Origin of the sequence: Marinicella litoralis (assembly GCF_002591915.1) — a bacterium.
In the GTDB taxonomy this organism is placed as follows: domain Bacteria; phylum Pseudomonadota; class Gammaproteobacteria; order Xanthomonadales; family Marinicellaceae; genus Marinicella; species Marinicella litoralis.
Window position 1 is genome coordinate 311,870 of record NZ_NIHB01000002.1, and the last position, 25,193, is coordinate 337,062.

A 25,193-nucleotide genomic window follows, 5' to 3' on the forward strand; every position below is an offset into this window, starting at 1 on the left:
ACTTCATTTAAAATTTTAAAGAGAATAACATGACCCAATTCGAAAACAAAGTTGTCCTGATCACTGGTGCCAGTCGTGGCATTGGTGAAGCCATTGCCCATCAATTCGCTGCACAAGGTGCCCAAGTGATTGTCAGTTCACGTTCACAAGAAGGCATTGATGCTGTGGCCAACGCCATCAAGCAAAATGGCGGTAAAGCCGGAGCCATCACCTGCCACAATGGAGACAAAGCCTCGCGTGATGGCTTGATAAAACAAACCATCGAGCAATACGGACAATTGGATGTGATGATCAACAATGCAGCAGCCAACCCGTATTTTGGCAATGTATTGGATATGGGTTTTGAAGCCATTAAAAAAACCATTGAGGTCAACATCGAAGGTTATTTCCACATGAGTCAATTGGCTGGGCAACAGATGCGTAAGCAAGGCGCTGGAGTCATCATCAATACCTCGTCAGTGAATGGACGGGTTGCTGGTTTCAATCAATCGCTCTACTCTGCTTCTAAAGCCGCCATCATTTCAATGACTGAAAGTTTTGCCAAAGAATGTGCTCAATTTGGTATCCGCGTCAATGCCGTGTTACCAGGATTAACTGACACCAAATTTGCCTCTGCACTGACCCAAAATGAAGCCATGTTAAAAATGATCTTGCCACAAATCCCCTTGGGACGAATCGCCCAGCCCGAAGAGATTGCACCGGCCTATTTATTCCTGGCTTCAGATGCCGCCAAATACATCACAGGTGTCAGCCTGCCCATAGATGGTGGCTTGTTGGCTTAAGCATCGAGATTGAATATAAAATAGTTTTCAGTAAACCATTTGATAACCGAGAATGCAATGACATCACAACCGATTCAACAAACCATTAAAAACTGGCATCAACTGATCAAAGCAGCTGATCCTGAGAAACTCAATGAATTGTTGGCTGATGAGGTGGTTTTTCATTCACCAGTGATGCACACACCCCAAGCTGGCAAACCTTTGGTCAAAATGTACCTCACCGCGGCTTTTCATGTGTTGTTGCCCAATCAATTCCAATACCTGCGCCAGGTATTGGACGATAACCAAGCTGTGCTTGAATTTCAGGCGGAAATTGATGGACTGATTATCAATGGTGTAGACATGATTGCGTGTAACGATGCGGGTCAAATCACAGATTTCAAAGTCATGCTCAGGCCCCTCAAAGCACTGAATCTGGTACAACAAAAAATGTTTGAATTGCTACAAAAACAAGGATAACCACCGCGGCATACGTTATAGATTGATACTTGTTTACAAATTGTTCTACATTGATGGTCCATCAATGGTTAAAATAATTAGCAGCATAACAAGGAGAAATCGATGAAAAAGCATATAATTTGGAGCTTGATGTTACTCTCAAGCCTGGCCTTTGCCCAAACAGCAAAAAAAGAGTTGGAACAACTTCCGACTGAAAAAAATTCATCTGAACAACAGTTCAGTCAAAGTAAATCCCAAAAAAATTACGGCAACAACCGATATGGCACAGGTGATAAATTCATCTGTGAATCTTATCGCGGCCAAAGGCAACATTGCAATGCCGATACTTCAGGTGGTGTCAGGCTGGTTAAACAAATAGGCTACAACTCCTGCCAAGGCAACTGGGGTTATGACTATTATGGCGTTTGGGTCACCAATGGCTGTCGCGGTGAGTTTCAAATTGATCGCTACCAAGACCATTATGGACAAACCGACGATGTGATCCGTTGTGAATCCTACAGTCAGCGCAGACAAACCTGTGCGCGAGATTTGCGAGGTGCAGATGTTTCATTGATTCACCAACTGAGCAATCGCAGCTGTCAAGGCAACTGGGGCTTCAATTACAATGAAATCTGGGTCTCCAATGGCTGTAAAGCAGATTTTTATGTCTCACATCGCAACAATGGCACCGATCCTTACCAAGCAGGTAACAACGGTATCGTAGAATGTCGATCGGTTGGGACCAACATCGCCCATTGTCAGGTACCTGCGTTACAAAGTGTTGAATTGGTAGAAGAATTGGGCAACCAATACCGCAACAGTTGTCGTGGTAACTGGGGTTACTCCAGCCACGGACTTTGGGTACGCAATGGTTGTCATGCACGCTTTGCAGTCACAGCCTACCAAGAACCCTCATATTCCGATCATGACAATAACCATAACCAAGGACGTGAAGTCATCTGCGAATCGAATTATGGGCAAGTCAGAACCTGCCCTGCTGACACCAGAGGTCGCGTAGAATTCGTACAAAACCTTTCTAACACCAGTTGTGACAACCGATGGGGTTATGATGCCAATGGCATTTGGGTCAAGGATGGTTGTCGAGCTCGCTTCATGACTTATGATGCAGGTTCAGCTGTCAATCAACCACCAGTCAACGCCTTACCGATAACAGTTAAATGTAAATCAAGACGCAACAAGGTCAAAATCTGTGACACCAAAGGACCATTTCGAGATGTTAAATTCAATCGAGAAATCAGCAAAGGCAAATACCCTTGCAAAGGCAATTGGGGTGTCAATCAACAAGGTGAGCTGTTTGTCACCAATAACTGCTATGCCGAATTCAAAGTCTATCGATAAACTTTGCTACAATAAAACCATCTAAGCCCATGCGTTTGTATGGGCTTTTTTTGTGGTTCAATGGATGGGCTTTATCACGGCTTCCAGTTCATTAAGCACCGATTCACAGTCCTTTAACAATTGAAGCATGTTGCTGGACAGGCCCATTTTGCCATAATAGAGCACTTGAAACTGCTCACGCGCCGCCAACACCTGTTGCCAATCATAGGTTGCTGTCATCTCTTCTTTGGAACTGCTGCCCATTTGTAAGGTCACTGCGGCATGAAAACCATCATGCGGGGTGGATATGCGCTGCAATACCAAATCATCCAGCTTTTTGTGGGTGGCCATGGTGTGATTGAATTGCACCAATGCCGCACGCAAGTCTGCTGAGGATATATCAGACAAAGAACCAGAGGCCAATAACTCTGCCAGGGTACTGGGTTGATAGGTGACTGAACCGAATCGACCAGCAGCCATCAATGTTTTGGCAAAAGTTTCACTGTCTTCAGGTTCTGTTTTTTGATTGATGACTTTCAACACCGCAAAATTGGCTTGAATCGATCGGTTGTTTTTTTCCATGCTGTTATGGGTGTCTGCTACAGTCAACTCAAACTCCTTTTGCAGTTGTTGTAAAATTTTCTGTTCTTTGGCCTGTTGTATATTTGAGGCATTCCAATTGGCCACTTGGATGCCAATAAACACCCCAACCACTACAATCAGAAAGTCAATGAATACAGCGAACCAGTTCTGCTCTCTGACGTGTTTTGAAACGCTTCTTAGTAGCATCAATCTTTACCCCAGTCTTGAGTATAGTTTTTTAAGCTTGATTCTAATTTATCAGGAACATACCCTAAGGTGGCAGCAATGGCATCTTTAAGAACCATCAAATCATCAATGTCGCGGAGTTGGTTGCGCCGATGTATCTGTACCACCATATTCATGTGTGATAATCGATTGATGAATTCAGTATTGTTAGCCAATGCAGCAAAATCATATTCTAATTGAGTCACTCCTTTGGGTTCAAAGTCAGATTTGATGAATTTCCAATAGGCACTGACTTCATTCAATTGTTTGCGGCGCAATTCACGCAAATGAAGGCTATGTTTTTCTCGGGTCATGAATTGAAATTCAAGGTTGCCAATTAATTCCCTTAATTCAATGTCTTTGATGATGGACATCTTTCCTGACGATTGTAATTCCTTGATAGACAATAAACTCCTATTGGATTCAGTGGCATAGCCGAAGAATGCCAGACCTCGATCAAATGTGTCTTGGAGTTCAGGCTCCAATTGTTTACTTTGTAAGGCATTTAAAACCACTTTTTCCGTTCTGATTCGATCATCGGCCCAGTCAATATCAAAACTGGTTTCTTTGATCGAGCGTTCTGCATCTAAGTAAATGCGTTCAAGGTATTTAGTTTCCAGCGACCGTTCTGATCTGTCTTCATTCCAGTTGGCCACCTGAATACCGATAAATACACCGACAACCACAATGAAAAAATCTATAAAAACCGCAAACCAATTCTGCTCCTTAACGTGTTTTGTAACTGAACGTAATAACATCAGTTGTTCTCCGTTGAATGGTGATAAAGCTGCAAAATCTCATCCAATGTTTGGTGTAACTGTGCCAAAGATTCACTGACTGGCACCACAGCACGCAATGTATAAACCTGATACATATAACTGTTGTTGATCATGTCATTCATGAATGCTTTGTCTGAGCGCATTTTTTCCGCATGACAAACCGGATCAATCCAAATCCCATCAACGACCGTGTCTGAATGTTTGTTGTAATGAAGGGTAATTATTTCTGGGTACCTGCGAGCCATTTCAACATTGTTATCACTGATGGCATCAACTAAATGTTCTGCTCGCTTGGCTTGTTGGGTGTAATTCAAGATATCAGTTCTGATACTTTCTGAAAATATTTGATCCAATTTACCGGCAGACAACATCTCATCAATCGTCGGTAATGCCGCTGGCGGCACAGTGGTGTGAGCAGAGGCAACCATGGCTGTACATAAATCATCACTGATTAAGACATCACTTGTTGGATCGGCCAATATATCCATTGCTGAGTTCAGCTTTTTGGAAAAATCTTCACGTGTTGCATCATAATTAGCTCTTTGTATCGATAAATGTTCGACCTCTGCATGCAAACGTTTCAGGTAACTGGTTTCAGTTTTTTGTCGCTGGCGTTCATTGGCAAAGTCTTGCACTTGCAAACCCACAAATACACCGACCACCACGATCAGAAAGTCGATTAATACAGCAAACCAGTTTTGATCTTTGACATGTTGGGTGATTCTTCGCAATAACATCAATCTTCCTCGTAAATCATAAAAATACCTGCTTCAGCAAGCACTTCATGGCTTGCCCGATAGGGTTTGGTCGCTCCAAGCAGGTCTGTAAAATCACTGATCTGCATAGACAAGTTTGCAATTCTGCGCCGCAACATATCAGCAAAATCAGGGTGAGTGCGCAAAACCGCAACGGCTTCTGACAGCTGCTCTGCTGGCAGGGACAATTGGCAGTCATAAGACAATGAATTTTCACCGTTCATCAGCCGAGTAACCGAGATGTTGCGATCACCACAAACTTCCGCGGCATGCAGCTGTACGTCTATCGGGATCACGGTTCGATACAAACGGCGGTAGTCTGAAGATTTACCATCATTTTGGATGTCTTCAGCTTGTTCACTTTCATAAAAAACCGTGGCAATTCGTCCCAGTTCACTTTTTGCCAACAAGTCATAGCCACCTGAGGACACCAGTTCTGTATAGGTTGAAGATTCATTCAATCGATTGAATTGGGTGGCCCGAAAGGCCGCAACCAATAGCGCATTGTCAGGCAGCGATTTTCGACCACTCAAATCGTCCAAAACCAGTTTCGCATTGTTAATCACCACTTCATGGTAGGTAGCAAAACTATAAGCAAGCCAGACATCAACCCCAAAATCATCAGCCAACCTTTCTGTGAGCACCACCGTGCGTTCTCTGGTTAACCGCTCTTCATTCCAATCACCAATTTGAATACCAAGAAAAACACCAAAAACCACAATGACAAAGTCTAAAGAAACGGCAAACCAATTCTGTTCAGTGACGTGCTTAGTAATTCGTCTTAACAACATAATTTTCTCATAACTATTTTAATTTCACACCCCATCGAGAATTCAGTTCTTGTTCTATGCTATGAAGAATACTTTCATACTGTTCCAATATGGGTTGATACGCTCTTTGTCGTTCAAGAGTAGAATAACTGACTGCTGAAATTGATCGTACTATCTGCGGCAAGGTACAAAGCGTTTGAATATCAAAATCAACACCCACAAATTCACCCATAAAGGGATCAGAATATTTGCGAGATAAGTCATAACGTACCTGTTTTTCAACAATGTGCCGATGGTGTTCATTTGAACGAGCAACAGAATCTGTAAAACTATTACCTCTCCACTCAACCAATGCAATAGTTTCTGACAACTGGTCTTTTAAGGATTGATTTCGAATGATGTTGGTGCGACCTGCCGCATTCATCTCATCTACTGTTCGACGAAAGATTCTCGGAGGATTGATATAGCCAATCGTATTGACTCCACGCTGAAAGGCCTGTTCATCCTCAGCATCCAAATTGCAGGCATCCAGTGAATTTAGCATGGTGTTGTAATCAGATAACTGACGGCTAAGAAAATTCAAATCCCGACTTTGGCCTTTGATACTTTCGATAAAGTCAACATGAAGTTGTTCTAGGTATTCTCGTTCCAACGACCGCTCAATCCGCTCACCATTCCAATTGGCCACCTGGATACCAATAAACACACCAAATACCACAATCAAGAAATCAATAAATACAGCGAACCAGTTTTGGGTTTTAACGTGTTGTGTAACACTCGTCAGCAACATCAATCCAGCCCCCTTAAATAATCAATCATCAATGTCGTTCGGTCTTTGAATATTTGCAAACTTGACAGCTTGGTATCTAAATCTGATACCTGTCTGGTTAATTCATCTTGAATAGCTGCGTCTAAAATGGCTTTAACGGCTGTATCTACATCCTTTCGACTTAAATTAATTTCGCAGCTGGTGGGTAAAGTAATGATGTGTTGAAAATACTGATTCACCCCCATCACATCATCACAATTGTCCCGCACAGCCTTTTGCGCTTGGTAGGGCATGATTGATCTGATGCTTTCACGATAAGGCATGATGGTGGTTAAATTGTTAACGGATGCTTGTATGCTGCGAAAGTATGTGGATAAACGCATTCTGATATCAACATCAGCAATCGCCACTTGGGCACCAATTGAATTCACTTCTGCATAACTCTCATTATCAAACTGTCTAGGCAGCGCTTGACTGGCTTGGTAGACATCAATAATGAACTGTTTGCCTAATGGCTCACTGGGCTCACTGGGCTCACCCAAAGCGCTCAAAGCACTCAATGCAGCCAGGCCATGGCTTCTGGTTTGTGAAAAATAGACGACTCGCTGTTCGGCGTCTAATATATTGGCTTCCAGGTCATCTGTGATGCGTTGTAAGTAATGCGCAGTTAAGCTTTGTTGTTGTCGGGTTTCATTCCAGTTGGCAACTTGGATGCCGATAAATACACCAACGACCACGATCAAAAAGTCGATAAAGACCGCAAACCAGTTTTGCTCGGTGACATGCTTGGTGATGCTTCTGAGCAACATCATAAAGACCCTTCTTCAAAGTCACAATTTCCACTGTTGTTCTCAAGTGCCTTGAGTAGTAGGTTTGCACGCTTGCCCAAATCTTCCAAAACCAACATATGATAATAGACAAAAAGCCGATTACTGGACATCGAAGCCGAAAGACTGTCGTGAGAGCGAATCCGATCCAGCGTTTCACTTTCAGTGACATGCCCCGTGATCGAAAGTCCTGCATCATGAAGGGTACGGACCATTTCCGAGCGAAACAACAACAAGCGCTCCTCAAACAGCAACACTTCTTGATACTGCGCATAATACGATTGAATACATGGCCATGGTTTAAGTTTGCCAATCAATGTGGCATTGCCTGTGTTAACCAGCGACAGATACGATGGATGGTTGTTATCAAGAAACCTGGTATAGGTTGAGGCGTTCATGAGGTAAGTGATTGAATCATTGATTAATGCCGGACGTTGGATTGTTAAATCACGCTCAAGTAAATGCGACTTATCTGGCGTTGGAATTCCTGCCATATCGAGCAACTCCGTTAATGCTGCCAACCGCCACTGGGATGTCCTGTAACCTGTATTGATATCAGTTAAATCTGATCGAATATCGTCTGCAAGTTGGACCATATAACCATCGGCCTGTTCATTTTGTGCTCGGTTTTCGTTCCAATTGGCCACTTGAATCCCAATAAACACACCGACCACCACGATCAAAAAATCAACAAAAACGGCAAACCAGTTCTGATCCTTAACGTGCTTGGAGACGCTTCTTAATAACATCATGGCTGTCCTATGGATGCCAAACGTTGAGCAATCAAAGCATCGATTTCTGCCAAAGTGACACTGAGTGTTTTGGCAGATTTTTTGAATGATTCGTTCAACCGGCCTCGATAAAACAAGATATTCATGAATTCAATTTGGCGCAGTGTGTCTTTGGGGTCGCGCCGGTCTTTCATGGGATCCAACCAATTGACCGAATAGGAGCCATCTCTAGAAGGGATGGTGATAAAGCCTCGCCAATCATAGTTTTTAATCAAAAAAAGATCAGACATGTCATACGATGCTTTTAATATAGCGTTTTCATCCGTCTTTAAGGTGGTTATTTGACTGTCGATGATTTGCAGTTGTTTGCGCAACTGCTGTTCTTTGAGCAGTCTCAGGCGACCGGTGTTTTTCAGTTCGTCGTAAGTCACCATGATCGGCTCAAAGCCCAATACAGCATAGACCCCAGCAAGGATGTGTTGGTCTATGGTTGGAATGTCCATATCATCGTGTTGACCATCGGCAAACTCTGCCAAAACCCGCAAACTGTCATCGGCCACCTCCGCTTCAATCAGCACATGAGCAATGCTGTTGGCGGTTGCTTTGATGTCCTCATGCAACGCCACCAAAGTTTCGGCTTCCAACAGACGATCAGCTCGATCCGTATTCCAATTGGACACTTGGATACCGATAAATACCCCGACCACCACAATGAGGAAATCGATAAAGACCGCGAACCAATTTTGTTCCTTGATGTGTTTTGTGACGCTTCGTAATAGCATCATTGCCGCTCCAGCTCTTGAATGAGGCTCTCAGCTTGGTCATCAAAGTATTCAATAAAGCTCAAGATCCGTACACTCTGCGAAAAAAGTAAATTGAGTTCATTGATCAAATTCTTTTCAGTGTGAATTTTGGCCGCAGTTTGTAATATATTGCTTGCTAAATCTGGAACTGGACAAGTGGTGTAATAATTTTGGTTGTCATCCAGAATATCGCTGGGATCAGCACCAATCACATTACAGTCACTGATGATGTAATCGGTAAGTTGCCAATCCAAAAGGCTGCGAGAATGATCCCTGAAAACAGAATCAAATTTAAAGGTAAGTCCGGCTTCTAACGCGGCGTCTTGATAGTAGTCACGCATTTGCCTCAGCACAGCATCATCACTGACTAAGTCTAATTTTCCGGCATTCAAAAGTTGGTTATAGACTTGCGCTGATGGTTGAAACGGCCACATACCGCCGGCCTTGTCTACATCGCGGATAAAATCCCATTGCAACGCCAATGAATCTGGCAAATCGTTATGCAAAATGTTGTCGACACCTGTGATCGCTTGCTTAACCTCTAAGTAGAATTTTTTTCTCAAGGCATAGACATCACGGTCATTTTGTAAATCTGCAATTAAATTGGCTCTGAATAGCCCTGCCTCCTGTTCTGCATGTCTGGTCTCATTCCAATTGGACACTTGGATACCAATGAACACACCGACCACCACGATGATGAAATCGAGGAATACGGCAAACCAGTTTTGGGATTGAACGTGTTGGGTTATTCTTCTTAATAACATGCTATTTAATTTCCTCCTCAATCAACTTCAAAGCTTGGACCAGAATAACGCGCAATTCCTTTTGCTCAACCAGAATCAAATTTTCATAGGCGATGCGGTTTACAATTTCATTTTGAAATTGCATGGATGAAGCCAGCACTTTGAATTCATCAATAGATACATCGTCATATTCATGAAGACCTTTAATAGCTGCAAAGTAGCTTTCCCATTCTGATCCCTTATAAGCAACAGCCCAAAGTGGACCAACCGGTAGTTTCTGACTGATGTAAGGCAACCAATGCTCATCAAGCCGTTGAATAACTGTTATTTCATCTTCCTTGGCATCTAGGTATTCAGCCGGTAAGGAAGAGATGACTGGACGAAGCTCAGAGTTTTGCAAACCTTGAAATGTCTGCTGGTTCAAAACAGATGTGAGCGCACTGGTAGAGTAGTCAGTGGTGAAGCCATCAACAAACACCTTGGCGATTAGCGTTATTGGTATGGTTTCAAAATTATCTGAGCGTATCAATTCCAGCAATTGTACACCTGCCGAATAAATATTATCATGGCGTGGCGAGTTATCATCAATTGCAACTACATTTGATTTAATTTCTTCGTGCAATCGTTCTAATGCCACATTCAATGACCTTTTTTCTGCCTGTTGTGAACCCCATTCTGTGATTTGAAAAGCCAGCAGAATGCCCGCCAAAACAATCAAAAAATCGATGAATACTGCAAACCAATTTTGGGTTTTAACGTGATGGGAAATACTTCTCAACAACATTTGCTTACCCCGTATATCGAATGATTTATATAAGTGGTTCCCAAACTGAATTTGGGACAAGCTTTGACATGTTTTGAAATTGATCGCAGTAACATGATTAGGGCGCCTCACAACTTAAAGCCCAATCCAACACCGTCTCAACCAATTGAATCCTAGACCATGAGAAAGCATGGTCACCTGAGATGACGGTATGGCTCAATGCAATATCTGGCTGAGCTGCATATGCTTCCACCAAAGGTGTATGGAAAACGGCTGGTGCAACAGCCTTGTCTTTATCACCAGCAACCAGTAACACCGATTTGCCTTTTAATTTGGGTGCGAGACCTACCAGACTGAATGCATCGCGGTTATTTTTCAATTCATCAATCGCTTTTGATCCTGACCAGTTATTGAGCATGGTTAAACCATCTGCACCTGAGGCAAAATTATTGGCCGCATCAATATTGGTTTGAAAGATATTTGCAACCAGACCAAAATCAGCCGGTGCAATGCCAGCCACGCATTTCACTTGCTTGTCTTTGGCAGCACCTTGCAAAGCCGCAAAGCCACCCATGGAATGACCAACCACTAAGATTTTCTCAGAATCTATACGATACTTGTCGGCTTGATTGCGTAAATAATTGATTGCACTGCCCACATCTTCTATCACATGAGTGAAACTAAACGTCCCTTCACTGCCCCAAGCACCACGGTAATGGAAAAACAACACGTTATATCCAGCTCTTCGCATGCTTTGGGCCAGATCCAGGTTTTTTTCATTGCCTGGATAACCATGCAACAACACCACTGTGGGGTGCGGACCTAAACCATCGGCTTGGTACAAAATGCCGTTCAGACGATCGCCATGACTGTCAAAATTGAGTTCAATCAATGCCGGTGGATGGGTTTCGTCGATTTGAATTGGGTCAGCATTAATCTTTATTTTGGAAGCACATCCAGTCAGATTCAATGTCAGAATCAGTAATATAAAAAATGGAACAGTCACTGATCGAAACACAAAACGTCTTTTTAGTTCTTTAAATAAACTCATAGTTTTTGCTCGATGATTTTTGGAATATTTTTCTTAGTAGCATAATGAATTCATAAAAAAACACGGTCATTGCGATGGCGCGAAGCGACTGTGACAATCTTTTAGGTTCGAATCTGCATCGTGAGAGGGTCTGGCCTTTAGGTATTGTCACGTCGCGTTACGCCTCGCAATGGCAACAACTTTTTTTAATTTTTTATCTGATTTCATATTTTCTGTCATTATTTTCAGTCACATTCAAAATCATCATCGCCCTCTGCCCTGCATTGCAACGGGTAGCCGTTCAGTTGCCAATAGTCGAATATACCGTTGGTTTTAAACAGTGGTTTGAAACTTGCACTTTGACGATACTTTTTGCCATGCGGGCCCCATAAAAAAAATTCATAAGGTTTACTTTCGACATCGCCCAAGGGAAATAACAAGATCTTGGCGAAGTACGGATCAAACGATGATTGACTCTTGCTGTAAGCCCTGATGTCTGCCACCAATGACGAATGATCTTGATCGAGATTTTGGTAGGCATCATAAATTTCAGGTAACCGATGCCATCCCAACAACAAGTTCGGTGAACCGGCCACCAATAGAAAAGCAGTTCGTTCTTGTTGTTGCGCTAAGGTGATGAAATTTACCCAATTACCAGTAGAAATCCCCTGCTCATTGGCTTGTTTAAAAATCTCCCAAGATTCATCGTATAAGCCCATACCGGCTTTGATGTCATATAAGTTTTCAGTACAAGGTGAAAAGAACGGATGACGCTGTTTACACGTTTGAAAAGTGGCTGTCGATAAGTCAGTTTGTCCAACAGCCGCATAGGCCAAACCCAACCAATTCATCGGTGACGGCAGGTTGGGGTCAATTTCAATCGCACGTATCAAATCATTGATAATCGATTGGTAATCCTGTTTGGTGCCATCTTCCCAAGCTATTAAATGACGAATATAGGCTTTGGCAGCCAGCGACAATGCACTGTTGGGATTCAATGCCAAGGCTTTTTCGGCATATAAGTTAACCTTTTCTTGGGCAGCAACAAAGGTCAAATCGGAAAAACCATAGTTGGGCATCAACAAAGCCACCGCAGCGCGTAATTCCCAAGCTGGTGCGTAATCGGGCTCCTGTTCTAAAATTTGTCGCAAATAGCCATCAACCATGTCTAATTCAAGCCTAGCGCGGTATAAGGCCCGAGCTTTCAGAAATAAATCATAGTTATTTAAAGCAGGCACTTGATGACCTTCATGAGTCAGCTGCTGATCAGTTTTTAATGCGATACCTAGTTGCTCAACGATCGCTTTGGCCACTTCGTCTTGAATGGCAAACAAGTTTTCTGTGGTCAATTCTCGGTCGTAAGTTTCAGACCACAGGTGTTGGTCGGTTTGGGCATCGATCAATTGGGCAGTAACCCTGACCATTTGTCCGGACTTGCGCACCGAACCTTCCAAAACATGACGCACATTGAGTTTTGCTGCTATGGCTGGAATCCCCATGGATTCTTGGCCTTTGAAGCCAAAGGATGACGTGCGGGAAGCCACTTTCAATGCTTTGACTTTGACCAACACATTAAGAATTTCTTCAGCGATACCATCTGAAAAATAAGCCTGATCACTTTGTGGTGATAAATCAGCAAAGGGCAGGACTGCGATTGATTGGTCGTCGGTGTTTGCTGTATCTGCAACATTTGTTTCAACAACTTCAAAAGCAGGTACATCAGCTACAGCCAAATCAGTCGCTGCAACCTTTGGCTTGGTGCCAAACTGTTGCCAAGCAACCAACAACATCACCGCAACCACCGCAATTAAGGTAATCACATCGAGCTTCTTGGCAGTGAAGGAACTGACCTGATTGGCGCTGACCTCACTGTCTTTCTTCAAACCATCAGGGGTTAGTTCATAAGCCCATGAAAACAGCACAGTGGGTATAAAACCCAATAGCAGCACCAGGGTCAGGGCAGAAATGATCCAATCAGGTAAATGCAAAGCAGGCACCACGGTATCGGTCACCTGTAACAACAGCCAACCAATCACCAAATAAGCCGCTGCCACTCGGAACACATTTCTTCTTTTCAGTTCGTTAAATAAGCTCATGGGGTTGGCTCTAATTTTCCAGCTTCCGCCAGCGCATGAGCCTCCATCTGCTGCGCAATTGCAATGAGTCTGGCTTCATCACGAAATTCGATAAAAAAGGGATCATGCTTGATAAAAGAATATTCGATGATATGTTCATCCAATGCACCCTGCATATACTTAACTACACCTTCAACATCGCCATCTACAGCAGCCAATTGGGCCAGGGTGTAATTAAGATTGATGTTAGGCCAGTTGCCTAAACTGATACTCACCAGTTTGTTTTCAGCAAATACCCGTGCCGCGTTCGCATGAACAGTCCAGGAGTCGATTTCCAGGCGTTTTTCAGCCAAAGCAAGTCCCACAAGCGCCTCAAGCACGTTGCCATTGGCTAGATCACCTTGGCGGTAATTGAGTCGTGATAAGGTGCGTTGAAATGCAGACCGAGCGGCTTCCCAATCAAGCTGACCTAAGCTTGCTTGACCTTGCCAAGTCGTGCCTGTTTTAGCCAGATAGAGTTGCCCCACCCGGAACATGGCATCCCAGTCACCACTCCACTGAGCAATTGAACGGCGGGCACTGAGTTCCCAACGGTTACCTGCCCCCCTGTCCCGAGCTGCTGCTAGCCATTGTTGTTGTTGATCTGACATCTGCATCAGTTTATAAGAAATCGCAATTTGAGCAGCAGCAAAAGGATCACCGGGGCGGTTTTCATGCAGGAATGTATAGGCAGGTATGGCCTCAGCCAATCGACCTTGTGTAACTAGGAGGTTGCCCAGCTCTTCATACGCATAGGTATCATTGGGTGCAGTTAATAGTATGGCATCGATAATTTGTTGGGCTTCATCGTATCGCCCCAGTCCCACCATCATACTGGCCAAGCGGGATTGTAAAAAACCTGACAGTGGATCACGTTCAACCGCGTCACGTCGCACTTTAAGAGCAAGTTCAATCTCACCCAAATCCCGCAATGCATCGGCATATAAGGTATAGGCTTCGATAAAAGCTGGATTGGCTTTGATTGCACGTTCAAAATAATCCCGCGCCACTTCGTCGTTGGTGTATTTACGCTCCTCCAAAAAGCCCATGGCAGTTAAGGCATCGGCCCGATTGGGTTCAAGCTCCAAGGCGCGACGAGCAGCTGGTTCGGCACGATCAAACGCATCTTGTGATGGAATACCACCGTAATCTTCCAACCATATCCACGCTGAAGCAATGGCGCCATGTGCCGCCGCAAAGTCAGGATCAATGACCAGTGCTTGTTCAAAATACTGGATGGCTCGAGTCAAGCCACTTTTGCTGGGCTCTCGAGCCAACTCTCGGCCACGCAAGTACAAATCATAAGCTTCACCATTTTCTGCATGCTGAGAACCACCCACTTGACTGTTTAATTTCAATTTAAGTTTAAGTGCTTCAACAATAGCGCTGGCTATTTCATCTTGAACGGCAAAAATATTATCCAGTTCACGATCATAAGTTTCAGACCAGACATGAAAACCACCCGCAACATCAATTAACTGTGCAGTGATTCGCACTTGATTGCCAGATTTACGCACCGAACCTTCCAGCACGGTACGCACGTTCAGTGCACTGCCAATTTCCACGATGTCATGCTCATCACCACGAAATTTGAATGAAGACGTTCTGGCTGCCACTTTGAGCCCATCTACTTGTGCCAAAACATTCAATAATTCCTCAGAAATGCCATCAGCAAAATACGCTTGATCACCTTCAATGCTCATGTCCGCGAAAGGCAAGACAGCAATTGATTTTGCCGCTACATCTTGGGTACTGCCTTGAATTTTCGTTGGCTTTCCACTCATTTCAGACTGGTTATGACTCACTGGGAATATTTGTTGATATACAAACAAGCTCGCTACACCAACTACCGCAATCAAGGTGATGACATCCAACTTTTTAGCCGTTTGACTGCTTACTGACTTTGACTTATCAACCGCACTGTCTTTCTTCAAGCCATCCGGGGTTAACTCATACGCCCAAGAAAACAACACCACAGGGATAAAAGCCAAAATCAACACCAATGTGATGGCGGATATGATCCATGCAGGCATATGCAAAGCAGGTACAACCGTGTCGACCACTTGAAGTAACAACCAACCGATGACTAAATAAGCAGCCGCCACCCTGAAGACATTGCGTCGCTTCAGCTCACTGAATAAGCCACTCATTTATAAGTCTTTTTTTTGTTCAAAATACACCCCCGTTACATGATTATAACAAGAATTTATTCTGTTAAGGCATTATTTACTTTGGCGTCACTGACTGGCTGATTTAAAACTGAAAACGGATTCGCGTGTAGAGCGCACTGGCATCTTCAAACTGTCCGAAAAAGGTGTGGCTTTTTTGTCCCGTAAATATCTGGGCACCGGCAGTGAACTGCCATTGGTCGTTGTGCCGATAATTGACCGAAGGTCGCCAATAACTGTCGTCATCTGTGGGTGAGTAAAACACAAACAGTGACCAGGTCAACTTATCTTGCATGGTGAGGTAGGTGAATCGATTGGTCATGACCTGACGGTTTTCTGCTATTTCAGTCTGAGGATAAAATGCATGCTGTATCAACCGTTCATAATGTTCGGTGTGTTCGACATAATATTGCCAACCCCAGTTGAGCTTTTTAATTAATTCACGTTCATAGCCCAACAACAATCGCCATTGGGCATTTGCCACCATTGGATTGATGCCTGACTTGTCATCCAGAGCATCATGGTAGCCTAATTCGACATGGTAAAGGCCTTGGCCGATTGCACTCTGCAAGCTAGCACCCCAAACATTTTTTGCGGCAAAATAAGGCTGCAAAGTGTTGTCTACGCCATTCGGTGATTTTTCAATGCCATGGTAAGCATACAGGGCCAATTGATGTCCCTTGAAGTTCCTAAATAAGCGCAAAGCATATTCTGTTTGTCGAGGGTGTCTCGGATTAACAACCTCAAAACCACCCACTTGTCTTTGTTCAAAAGGTGAAAACAATGAAAACCGCTCACCATTGATAAAGCGATCAGGCTCGGCTTCAGGGGTAATGACCAAGTCCACATTAAAGGCATTAAAATAACTGGTCAGACGCAGGGCATCTGCAGGCGATTTGAGGTAATTGTCGTCACGCCCACTGAAAAATGACACCCAATCTTTAGGAAATGGGTCATTGATAAACAGCAAGTCACCGGTTCCCCAGGTGGTGATTTGCCTGCCCAAGACAACATCGGTCTGGCCAAACAATGAAAAATCAATATTCAATGCACGCAAATCAAACATCAATTGACCTGCAACTTCATCCATCCAAAAATCATGACTCCAATTAAAATCAAACTTGTCATGGGTGTATTCAAGCGCCTGATGCCACCGCAGCTCACCCAATGGGGTCTGATCATCGAATAAAACGTCATCACCACTGCGCTCACCCCAGGCCAATTCCATAAAACCTGAATGTGACCAAGGTGATGTTTCTGTGGCCCAATCATCACCCCATTCATCAGCCTCCTGTTCGGTGACTGTCTGTTCAAGGCTTGCTTGGCCCCAGGCTGAGACTGTCCACATCAGGCAACAAATTAAGCGCAGTGTTTTCATTTATTGACCGCTGAGCCAGTTCTTGGGTGGGTTGCGCAATGAGCGCACCGTAAAGACGTCATCCTCCATGCCTAAATCGTAAGCCGGACGACGGAATTCCATCAAAGTATAGCCACCCGTTTTTAAATTTGAAACTTTAGACTTCATCACGGTGGGGTGCCCTTGAACATCAACCACCTCCACCACTTCAACCCGGCGGTAAATGGCTTCCGATTGATCAAAGTACTCAACCACCATGGGTAAGTGTGTCTGTTTATCAATCTGCATGGTGTAGTATTTGAACTCGACGGCATTGGGATCTTTGGGGCTGCTTTTGATGTAATAGAAAGCATCGTCTTGTTTCAGCAGTTCATGAAGGTCCGCTTGTGGATTGCGTCCTGATACGTCTTCATAGAAGAAATCAGAGCCCACAAAACTGGTGCGATTGTCTGAGGAAGAGATTCTTTTTTCTAAATCCAATGCCGGCAAGTACAACCACCGATGGTCTTCATCATCCACTTTTTTATGCACCAAAAATACCGTGTCTTTGACATCCGATGGTCGGCTAAAAACCACCAAAAAGTTTTGATCACCTCCTTCAGTCAAATCCTTGCGCAGGATCACAAATTGACGCATTTGTTTGTTGTCTTTATTGTCAACTATGATCATTCGTGCATCACTGCGCCCGTCATCACCAGCATAAAACGAGGCCAAATTGGCTTGACTGATGATGTGGTCTATTGTTGCAGCTTGTGAAACCATCACAGTTAACAACAACATCAAAATATTCAAAATTTTATTCATATTTAATTCCTCGTTCAGCTCACTTCATCACATGGGTTTTTAAAGCCCGCAACATGGCTGGTAACATCAATAAGGTAACCATGGCTGAAACGGCCATGATCGTCGCCAAAAAGAAGCCCACGGTAATATAAGGCATCAATGGTGCAAACAACAAAGGGGTAAATCCAATCGCAATGACCACCGCATTTTTGCTGATGGCCGCTGCCGGTTCTTCAAACATCATTTGCATGGTTAAGTTGAAATCTTGGTTTTCTGCATATATGTCTCTGGCACGTTGTAAAAAATGAATCGCAAAGTCCACGGACAAGCCCAAGGTTAATGCCGAGAGTACCGCGATGGGCATGTCATAATCTTTACCGAGCCAACCAATCAATCCGTAGATAAACGCAATGGTCAGCGTCAAAGGCAACATGGCCAACAGACCAAACAACACACTCCTGAATAACAAAACCATCATCAGAAACACCACCACAAACGCACTGATTAAACTCATTCCCATACCAGCCACCATTTCCTCTTGCCAGACTTTATTTAAGTATGTTTTGCCGGCCCAATGGATGCTGATCAGCTGATTGGGTGGCTTGTTGGCTATATGTTCAGCCATATAGTCAACCACTGCACTCATGTCTTGGTTGTCACCGCTTTTCAATTGGACCCAAACCACCGTACTGGTATAGTCCTTGGTCACAAAATGCCACAAATCATGGGGTCTGTGAGAGGATTGGTATTGTAATAAGGCTTGTGCCACACCCGCTTGACTGTCAGGTATATCGAATGCGACCGCTGCTCCACCCCGCAGTTCGCGATTCACTGTTTTAACCACATCAGTCAAAGAATTGGATTTACCCACCAAACCACTTTGTTGCAATGCCGACTGCAACTGGGCAACATAGGCCAGATTATCCGGCGATTTAAATGCTGCCAATTGAATATTGGTCTGATCAATCAATGCAATGAATTGTTCCAAGTCGTCAGCAAGCTGATCTTGCGCGTCAAACAATTGATCTTCTGCCCAATACAACCATTCATTCAGTTGTTGAGCAAAATCCATGTCACTATTTTTGGCTTCCTCGACATGGCTTGAAATCAACGGCGCCAACACACTGGCATCAGCAAAGAACGAACTTTCGATGGCTGCAGTATCCGCTTGTAAAACCAAATAAGCGTCATAAGTTCCAGCAAAATGTTCGTTGAGCACCTTATCCGCCACTCGGATGGGATGATCTGTTTTGAACCATCTGACAGGGTTGTCATTGATTTGAATTTGCAGCACGCCCCAAATGCTGACCGCAAAAACCGACAGAAAGAACACAATCACAGATTTATGCTGTTTGACACTGAACTGCCCCATGCCCTTAACCCAACCTGATAATTTTGATTTGCTGTGGTGCAGCTTTCGCAAGGAGTCCAATGATTCTTTTTTCAAAGTCACCAAATAGGCTGGAATAAATACAATCGTCAACACAAAGGCCAACAAAATACCGGCTCCAACAAAGGCGCCAAATATTTGCACCGGAGGTATTGGGGTTAACATCAATGAAAAGAACCCAACTGCTGAGGTGATACTGGTAAACAGCATGGGTTTAAATAAATCGGCTATGACGGCCCTAATGACTGATTCTCGATCACTTTCAGCCTGGTATTTTTCAACAAATTCAGACATGATGTGAATGGAATCCACCACCGCAATCGGCATCAAAAATATGGCAATCATGGAGCTCATGATGTGAACGGTATAACCCATGCCAATCATCGCACCCATGATCATGATGACTGTTGCCATCGCCACAATCATCGGCGCCGCAATGAATTTCAAATTTTTAAAGAAATACCACAACAGCAAGAAAATCATTAAACCTGCCATAGGTGCTGAAATACCCATTTGGACAAACATTTGATAGCCAAAAGTGTCTTCTGCCACCGGTAAACCGGTGATGTGGTAATCATCATCTGAATCCACTGAATCAATTATGGCTTGAATTTCCAATGAAATTCTGTGGCTTTGGTTTTTGTCGGCTATGGGAACATATATACTGCTGGCCTTGTAGTCGCTTGAAACCAATGTGTTTTTTAATAACGGCAATCGATCAACGGCCTGTTGCAACTGCTCAATGTCCACTTGGCTGCTTGGCGCTTGTTTCATCAGCCATTCGAACTGTATGCTGCCTGGGCCAGCTTGTTTGATGTTATCCACATGCGACAAAGCCATCAAATCATAATCAATCACCCCTTCAATCTGCGCCGTCTGCGTGGCCACGGTTAACAATGCCTGCAATGATTTTGGGTTATAAATACCTTCAGGCGATTGGTTGACTGCGCCAACCACAATCATGTCATGCAGATTGAAATCAGCTTTGATCTGATTATGGAACTGTCTTTCCACTTGATCAACAGGCAACATATTTTCAGGGTCTGTGTCTATTTTTATCATCGGCAACATGGCGGCTGTTATCAATGACAACAACAAAACGCCACCGAAAATGACTTTGGGGTGGTTGAAAATATAGTTAACGATTTTTTCTTGCATGTTAATCAGGCTTGTAGAATGGTTTGCATTATATATTAGATATTTCTAATGTTCAAGTGGTTGTGCATTGTCTGCTTTTCATGCAAAATACCTGTGTTAAATTAAGCCCAATATAAATAATGAACCAGTCCATGGATGAAATGATGATGCACTCGGGGGATGCTTCAAAGTTGTTAAAACTCATTTCAAATCAAAAAAGACTCTTGATATTATGCTTACTGCATGAAAAAGAAATGTCAGTATCTGAATTGAATGATACCCTAACTCAACTCAGTCAATCGGCTTTATCTCAGCACTTGGCTCAATTACGTCAAGCCAATCTGGTGCAAGTACGACGCGACGCACAAACCATTTACTATTCACTGACCAAAAGCAAAGCCGTTCAGATCATTCATCTGTTGCATGAATTGTATTGCCAAGATTCTTGTAGTTAAACCACACCAATAAAAATCTAAAAATAATCCGTTACCTTTGGGGGATTGGACCGTTTATAGACGTCAATTACAATTTCTTTTTACTAGGACAAACTTCGTAGGGGCGATATGTTAAAAATTTTGAGTTTGGTGTTACTTTCACTGACAGTTTCGGCACAAGACACCACCAAACAAGTGCCATTAATTTCTGAATCATTTAAAATTGATGGTGTCATGGATGAATCTGCTTGGCAACAAGCCCTAATCATTCCTTTATTGTACGAGACCTCACCAGCTGAAAACACCCCCGCACAAGTTAAAACCGAGGTGTATTTCATTGACACCGGCAATACTTTGGTCATTGGGTTCATCGCTGAAGACCCTGAACCTGAAAAAATCAGGGCTTTTTTGCGCGACAGAGATTCGGCCTATGACGATGACTTTGTCGGCGTTTTGCTGGATACATATAACGATGAAAGGCGCGCCTTGGAGTTTTTTGTTAATCCATTGGGTGTCCAAATGGACTTGATACAAAGTGGCAACAACGAAGATGATTCATGGAATGCCATCTGGGACTCTGCCGGAAAAATCACTGAATTTGGTTTCGTGGTAGAAATGGAAATTCCATACAACGAATTACAAATGCCAGACATCGTCGGGGAAAAAACCTGGGGCTTGTATGCGCTCAGAACCCATCCACGAGATGATCGCCGCTTGTACCGCAATGTGCCGATTGACCGCAACAACGATTGTTCTTTGTGCCAAACAGAAAAAATCACCGGCTTCACCAACGCCGATCGCGGCATGGATTTAGAAATCACCCCGACCCTGACAGGATTGGCAGCCAAAAATCGTGAACCGGAAGATGCTGCCTATGGCCCCAGTGAAACTGATTTTGAAGCCGGTGTCGATGTCAATTGGGGCATCAATTCAAACCTCACATTGAATGCCACCATCAATCCAGATTTTTCTCAAGTTGAAGCCGATTCTGCTCAACTCAATGTCAACCAAAATTTCGCCCTGTTCTTCCCAGAACGTCGTTCATTCTTTTTGGAAAACTCAGATTATTTTAACTCCAACATGAACCTGGTCTATACCCGCAACATCGCAGATCCAGATTATGGCGTGCGATTGGTGGGTAAATACGATGAAAACGCCTATGGTTTCTTCTATGCCAACGACACCATCACCAACCTACTGATTCCAGGAACCTTGGGATCGAGTTTCACCACCATGGAACAAGAATCGACTAATTTGGTTGGTCGTTATCGCAGGGATTTTGGCGAAAATGCTTCAACCTTCGGTGCCACCATTACCAACCGCGAGGGTGGTGATTACAGCAACACCTTGCTTTCTGCCGACCTCAATTACCGCATCAACAGCACCGATCAAATCAGGGTACAAATTGCCGATTCATCAACCCAATACCCTGATGAGATTGTGACTGATTTTGATCAACTTGATGGTCAATTTTCTGGCCAATATTACTTGGCACAATACCAGCACAATGGTCGCAACTGGCGGTTCAATGCTTATCATGAAAATAAAGACGATGGCTTTCGCGCTGACAATGGATTCATCAGTCAAGTTGGCATCAAAAAGTCCGTCATTGGTGGGGGCTATAAATGGATTGGTGACACTGAGGACTTTTGGAATCAAATCAACCTATACTCAGACTGGGACATCACCCATGACCAAACGGGTCAGGTGTTAGAAAAAGAATTTGAAGGCAGTTTGTCAATTGACATGCCCTTACAAACCAATGTCAATGGTGGACTAGGAGTGAGGGATCGCTTTTGGGATGAACAAATTTTCAGAGAAAATTACCAGTACATTAATTTGCACATGAAACCCATTGCTGGATTTGACTTCGGCCTGCACTTTAATCAAGGCAACTCGGTTGATTATGCCAACAGCCGTCTGGCTGATTCCAACAGGATAGATTTTCATTTTGGTGGTAATTGGGGCAGTCATTTCAGTTACCGGGTTTCTTATGCGCACAACAACTTAGCCATCGATGAAGGCAACATCTTCACTGCCAACCAAACTGACCTGCGACTGTCTTACCAATTCAACCTCAGACAAAGGCTGCGTTTGGCCATCATCCAAACCGACATCAACCGTGATTTGAGCTTGTACAATAACCCCGATGATTACAATAAAAACAGTGAATTCGTGGCGACTCAGCTCATCTATTCCTACAAAGTCAATCCCCGAACCTTGTTGTTTGTCGGGTATTCAGACGCCGGCAGGGAATACGACAACCTTGAATCATTTGTTAAAACAGATAAAAATGTATTTGTAAAATTCAGCTATGCGTTTAAACAATAAATCCAATCAAAGATCACTCACACCTGAATAGTTGATTCCAGATAACAGCGCCATATCTCGGTGCCAAGTGGCAATATCCTCTGAACAGAATTGATTCAAATCATCGTGCCCACAGGCCTTGGCCATTACTTTCATCATGGCCACTGCTGACTGATAAAAATTGGCCACCCTTAAACTGGCTTCATCTACCTTTATTAAGGCGCGTAATTCCGGATCTTGGGTGGCAATGCCAGCTGGACACTGATTGGTGTTACATATCCGTGCTCCGACACAACCAACTGCCTGAATGGACGCATTGGCCAAAGCAATGCCATCGGCACCCATTGCCATCGCTTTGATAAAGTCAGCGGGCACCCGCAACCCCCCGGTGATGATTAAAGTCACATCTCGCCCCACGCCACAACGGTCTAGATGACGCCTGGCTCTCGCCAAAGCTGGAATGGTTGGCACAGAAATATGATCTCTGAACAAAGCCGGAGCCGCACCTGTTCCGCCACCACGACCATCTAAAATGATGTAATCGGCCGATGCCTCCAAAGCAAAATCGATGGTTTGTTCTATCCGATTGGCAGATATCTTAAAACCGACAGGGATACCACCTGTCCGCTGTCTGACATGATCGGCAAAGTTTTTAAAGTCTGCTGGTGTTTCAAGGTCATCGAAAGTCGCTGGCGAGACAGAATCAGAGCCCACCTCAATGTTCCTCACCTCTGCGATTTTTTCGGTGACTTTGTTACCCGGCAAATGACCGCCTATACCTGTTTTGGCAGCCTGTCCCGCTTTAAAATGAAAAGCCTGAATACGATCTAAAATCTCATCTTTGTAACCAATCCGACCAGAACCCAACTCATACAAATACCTTTGGTTGTTGGCTTGTTCTTCTGGCAACATCCCACCTTCTCCTGAACAAATACCTGTTTCCACCATTTGAGCCCCTTTGGCCAAAGCGGTTTTGGTTTCTTCAGACAAAGCACCAAAGCTCATGTCTGAGACGAACAATGGCATGCTTAAATGCAAAGGCTTGCGGGCTTTCGGACCAATGATTAAGCTTGAATTGACGGCATCACCTTCCGTTAACGGCCTGGGATTCAATTGCGCTGTCATGATTTGGATGTGGTCCCAGCTGGGTAATTCAGTCCGTGGAGCCCCCATAGCCGTCAATGGCCCCTCCTCTCCCAAGCCTTCAACACCCTCTTTGGCCATTTGATGAATCAAAGCAACATGGGGTTCTAATTTTGATGGTTTAGCAGCCACTACCTTGTTTTTGGCTTTAAATCCATCTTCACCATTTTTCCATACATCATCATGTGAACCGTCACAGAAAGGCTTCATTTTTGAAGCACCACAGCGGCACAAAGAGTAGTGTTCTTTGGATGCACCCTCCCCCCACTGGGTATTCCTCAGCTCAATACCACCCACAATGTTAAATGGGCCATCCTTTGCCACAGTCACTTTGGCTGGTCTTTTTTGATCCCTGTATTCGGTGTCCCCATGGGCATAACTTAAGGCTCCAGATGGGCATTTGCGAATTTTTTCGATCAACTCGAAATCAGTGAATCCACCGTGCGCTGTTTTAGGTCGCCACTTGTCAGGTTTTCCACTGGGACAATAACCGGCATGAGAACATATGGCCACATTTTCATAGATGGTGATGGGGTCGCCTTTAAAAACCAAACGCTTGTCATCCTTATTTTCACCCCGCTCATCAATGAATCCAGCCTCAACATGACTGCCATCACAGAATGGTTTGTTTTTGGACTGACCGCAGCGGCATAAAGCCATCGTTTGGGTGGTTTTAATTTCACCGTCAGCGCCTGCAAAGTCGTTTAAATTTTCAACCCGCAATGGGCCATTTTTAAGGGGTGTGATTGTGATTTTGTTGTTATTGCTCATGGTATCAATGGTGTTGTTTGGTAGCGGTGGTTTTGTATTTAAGATCAACACCAGTAAACATCCAAGTGTTGATACTTTATGGATGATGATATCAGTATACATTATTCTTCAAATGAACCGCAAAAGGTCCGTGCTGAAACCAAACCCAGGAAGAATCAATAAACCACAGTGCCAGAACCATGATTCCCAAATCATTGTGTCCAACAATCCCCACTCAGCAAAAAGTGCCATACTGTGAAAGTATTTGTTAA

General features: G+C 43.9%; 22 protein-coding genes. 5 read left to right on the forward strand and 17 right to left on the reverse strand.

All coding sequences use genetic code 11. The features are described 5' to 3' along the window. Positions 1 to 29 precede the first annotated feature (29 nt). The 3 genes from CCS90_RS07845 (at position 30) to CCS90_RS07855 (ending at position 2,579) form a co-directional block, all read left to right on the forward strand. The gene (locus tag CCS90_RS07845) at positions 30 to 782 is read left to right on the forward strand and encodes a glucose 1-dehydrogenase (RefSeq protein ID WP_099018991.1); all 753 of its coding nucleotides are present in this window, start codon (positions 30 to 32) and stop codon (positions 780 to 782) included. A gap of 57 nt (positions 783 to 839) precedes the next feature. Then, a complete protein-coding gene (locus CCS90_RS07850; RefSeq protein WP_099018992.1) occupies positions 840 to 1,241 on the forward strand; it encodes a nuclear transport factor 2 family protein in 402 nt (133 codons plus the stop codon). A 102-nt stretch (positions 1,242 to 1,343) separates the two neighbouring features. Further along, complete coding sequence (locus tag CCS90_RS07855) at positions 1,344 to 2,579, forward strand: DUF3011 domain-containing protein (protein ID WP_099018993.1); 1,236 nt, start codon at positions 1,344 to 1,346, stop codon at positions 2,577 to 2,579. Between the two features lie 57 nt (positions 2,580 to 2,636). Here the strand turns inward: CCS90_RS07855 and CCS90_RS07860 are convergent, their stop codons facing one another. The 16 genes from CCS90_RS07860 to CCS90_RS07935 all read right to left on the reverse strand — a co-directional run bounded on the left by CCS90_RS07860 (position 2,637) and on the right by CCS90_RS07935 (position 20,305). Further along, positions 2,637 to 3,347: a hypothetical protein gene (locus tag CCS90_RS07860; RefSeq protein ID WP_133566445.1), complete on the reverse strand. Its 711-nt coding sequence runs from the start codon at positions 3,345 to 3,347 to the stop codon at positions 2,637 to 2,639. Continuing rightward, positions 3,347 to 4,123 (reverse strand): hypothetical protein, encoded by a 777-nt coding sequence (locus tag CCS90_RS07865; RefSeq protein WP_099018995.1) that lies wholly within the window; start codon positions 4,121 to 4,123, stop codon positions 3,347 to 3,349. The genes CCS90_RS07860 and CCS90_RS07865 overlap by 1 nt, the downstream gene beginning before the upstream one ends. After that, a complete protein-coding gene (locus tag CCS90_RS07870; RefSeq protein ID WP_099018996.1) occupies positions 4,123 to 4,881 on the reverse strand; it encodes a hypothetical protein in 759 nt (252 codons plus the stop codon). The genes CCS90_RS07865 and CCS90_RS07870 overlap by 1 nt, the downstream gene beginning before the upstream one ends. Further along, complete coding sequence (locus CCS90_RS07875; protein ID WP_099018997.1) at positions 4,881 to 5,690, reverse strand: hypothetical protein; 810 nt, start codon at positions 5,688 to 5,690, stop codon at positions 4,881 to 4,883. Before CCS90_RS07875 ends, CCS90_RS07870 begins: the two co-directional genes overlap by 1 nt. Before the next feature lie 13 nt (positions 5,691 to 5,703). Then, positions 5,704 to 6,459, reverse strand: coding sequence for a hypothetical protein (locus CCS90_RS07880; protein WP_099018998.1), 756 nt, complete (start codon positions 6,457 to 6,459; stop codon positions 5,704 to 5,706). Continuing rightward, positions 6,459 to 7,247 (reverse strand): hypothetical protein, encoded by a 789-nt coding sequence (locus CCS90_RS07885; RefSeq protein ID WP_143751553.1) that lies wholly within the window; start codon positions 7,245 to 7,247, stop codon positions 6,459 to 6,461. Before CCS90_RS07885 ends, CCS90_RS07880 begins: the two co-directional genes overlap by 1 nt. Beyond that, entirely contained in the window at positions 7,247 to 8,014 is a 768-nt protein-coding gene (locus CCS90_RS07890) for a DUF6090 family protein (RefSeq protein WP_133566446.1), read from the reverse strand. Before CCS90_RS07890 ends, CCS90_RS07885 begins: the two co-directional genes overlap by 1 nt. Further along, positions 8,014 to 8,778 carry a hypothetical protein gene (locus CCS90_RS07895; protein ID WP_180236514.1) on the reverse strand — a complete coding sequence of 255 codons (765 nt, stop codon included), beginning with the start codon at positions 8,776 to 8,778 and terminating at the stop codon, positions 8,014 to 8,016. Before CCS90_RS07895 ends, CCS90_RS07890 begins: the two co-directional genes overlap by 1 nt. Continuing rightward, on the reverse strand, positions 8,778 to 9,563 hold the full coding sequence (locus CCS90_RS07900; RefSeq protein ID WP_099019002.1) for a DUF6090 family protein: 786 nt from the start codon (positions 9,561 to 9,563) through the stop codon (positions 8,778 to 8,780). Before CCS90_RS07900 ends, CCS90_RS07895 begins: the two co-directional genes overlap by 1 nt. A 1-nt stretch (position 9,564) precedes the next feature. Next, the gene (locus tag CCS90_RS07905) at positions 9,565 to 10,179 is read right to left on the reverse strand and encodes a hypothetical protein (protein ID WP_133566447.1); all 615 of its coding nucleotides are present in this window, start codon (positions 10,177 to 10,179) and stop codon (positions 9,565 to 9,567) included. Between the two features lie 244 nt (positions 10,180 to 10,423). Then, positions 10,424 to 11,356, reverse strand: a complete 933-nt coding sequence (locus tag CCS90_RS07910; RefSeq protein ID WP_099019004.1) for an alpha/beta hydrolase family protein — start codon at positions 11,354 to 11,356, stop codon at positions 10,424 to 10,426. 224 nt (positions 11,357 to 11,580) lie between these two features. After that, positions 11,581 to 13,431, reverse strand: a complete 1,851-nt coding sequence (locus CCS90_RS07915) for a tetratricopeptide repeat protein (protein WP_099019005.1) — start codon at positions 13,429 to 13,431, stop codon at positions 11,581 to 11,583. Beyond that, positions 13,428 to 15,599: a tetratricopeptide repeat protein gene (locus CCS90_RS07920; RefSeq protein ID WP_099019006.1), complete on the reverse strand. Its 2,172-nt coding sequence runs from the start codon at positions 15,597 to 15,599 to the stop codon at positions 13,428 to 13,430. The genes CCS90_RS07915 and CCS90_RS07920 overlap by 4 nt, the downstream gene beginning before the upstream one ends. Before the next feature lie 103 nt (positions 15,600 to 15,702). After that, a complete protein-coding gene (locus CCS90_RS07925) occupies positions 15,703 to 16,965 on the reverse strand; it encodes a hypothetical protein (protein WP_099019007.1) in 1,263 nt (420 codons plus the stop codon). Positions 16,966 to 16,995: 30 nt separating this feature from the next. Further along, positions 16,996 to 17,778, reverse strand: a complete 783-nt coding sequence (locus CCS90_RS07930; protein WP_099019008.1) for an outer membrane lipoprotein-sorting protein — start codon at positions 17,776 to 17,778, stop codon at positions 16,996 to 16,998. A 19-nt stretch (positions 17,779 to 17,797) separates the two neighbouring features. Then, on the reverse strand, positions 17,798 to 20,305 hold the full coding sequence (locus CCS90_RS07935) for an efflux RND transporter permease subunit (protein WP_099019009.1): 2,508 nt from the start codon (positions 20,303 to 20,305) through the stop codon (positions 17,798 to 17,800). A 146-nt stretch (positions 20,306 to 20,451) separates the two neighbouring features. On the opposite strand from CCS90_RS07935, the gene CCS90_RS07940 reads away from it, so the two are divergent. Then, a complete protein-coding gene (locus CCS90_RS07940; RefSeq protein ID WP_306475081.1) occupies positions 20,452 to 20,739 on the forward strand; it encodes an ArsR/SmtB family transcription factor in 288 nt (95 codons plus the stop codon). Positions 20,740 to 20,847: 108 nt separating this feature from the next. Next, positions 20,848 to 23,049 (forward strand): carbohydrate binding family 9 domain-containing protein, encoded by a 2,202-nt coding sequence (locus CCS90_RS07945; RefSeq protein WP_099019011.1) that lies wholly within the window; start codon positions 20,848 to 20,850, stop codon positions 23,047 to 23,049. A 6-nt stretch (positions 23,050 to 23,055) separates the two neighbouring features. Here the strand turns inward: CCS90_RS07945 and CCS90_RS07950 are convergent, their stop codons facing one another. Then, on the reverse strand, positions 23,056 to 24,942 hold the full coding sequence (locus tag CCS90_RS07950; protein ID WP_162846754.1) for a glutamate synthase-related protein: 1,887 nt from the start codon (positions 24,940 to 24,942) through the stop codon (positions 23,056 to 23,058). Positions 24,943 to 25,193 lie beyond the last annotated feature (251 nt).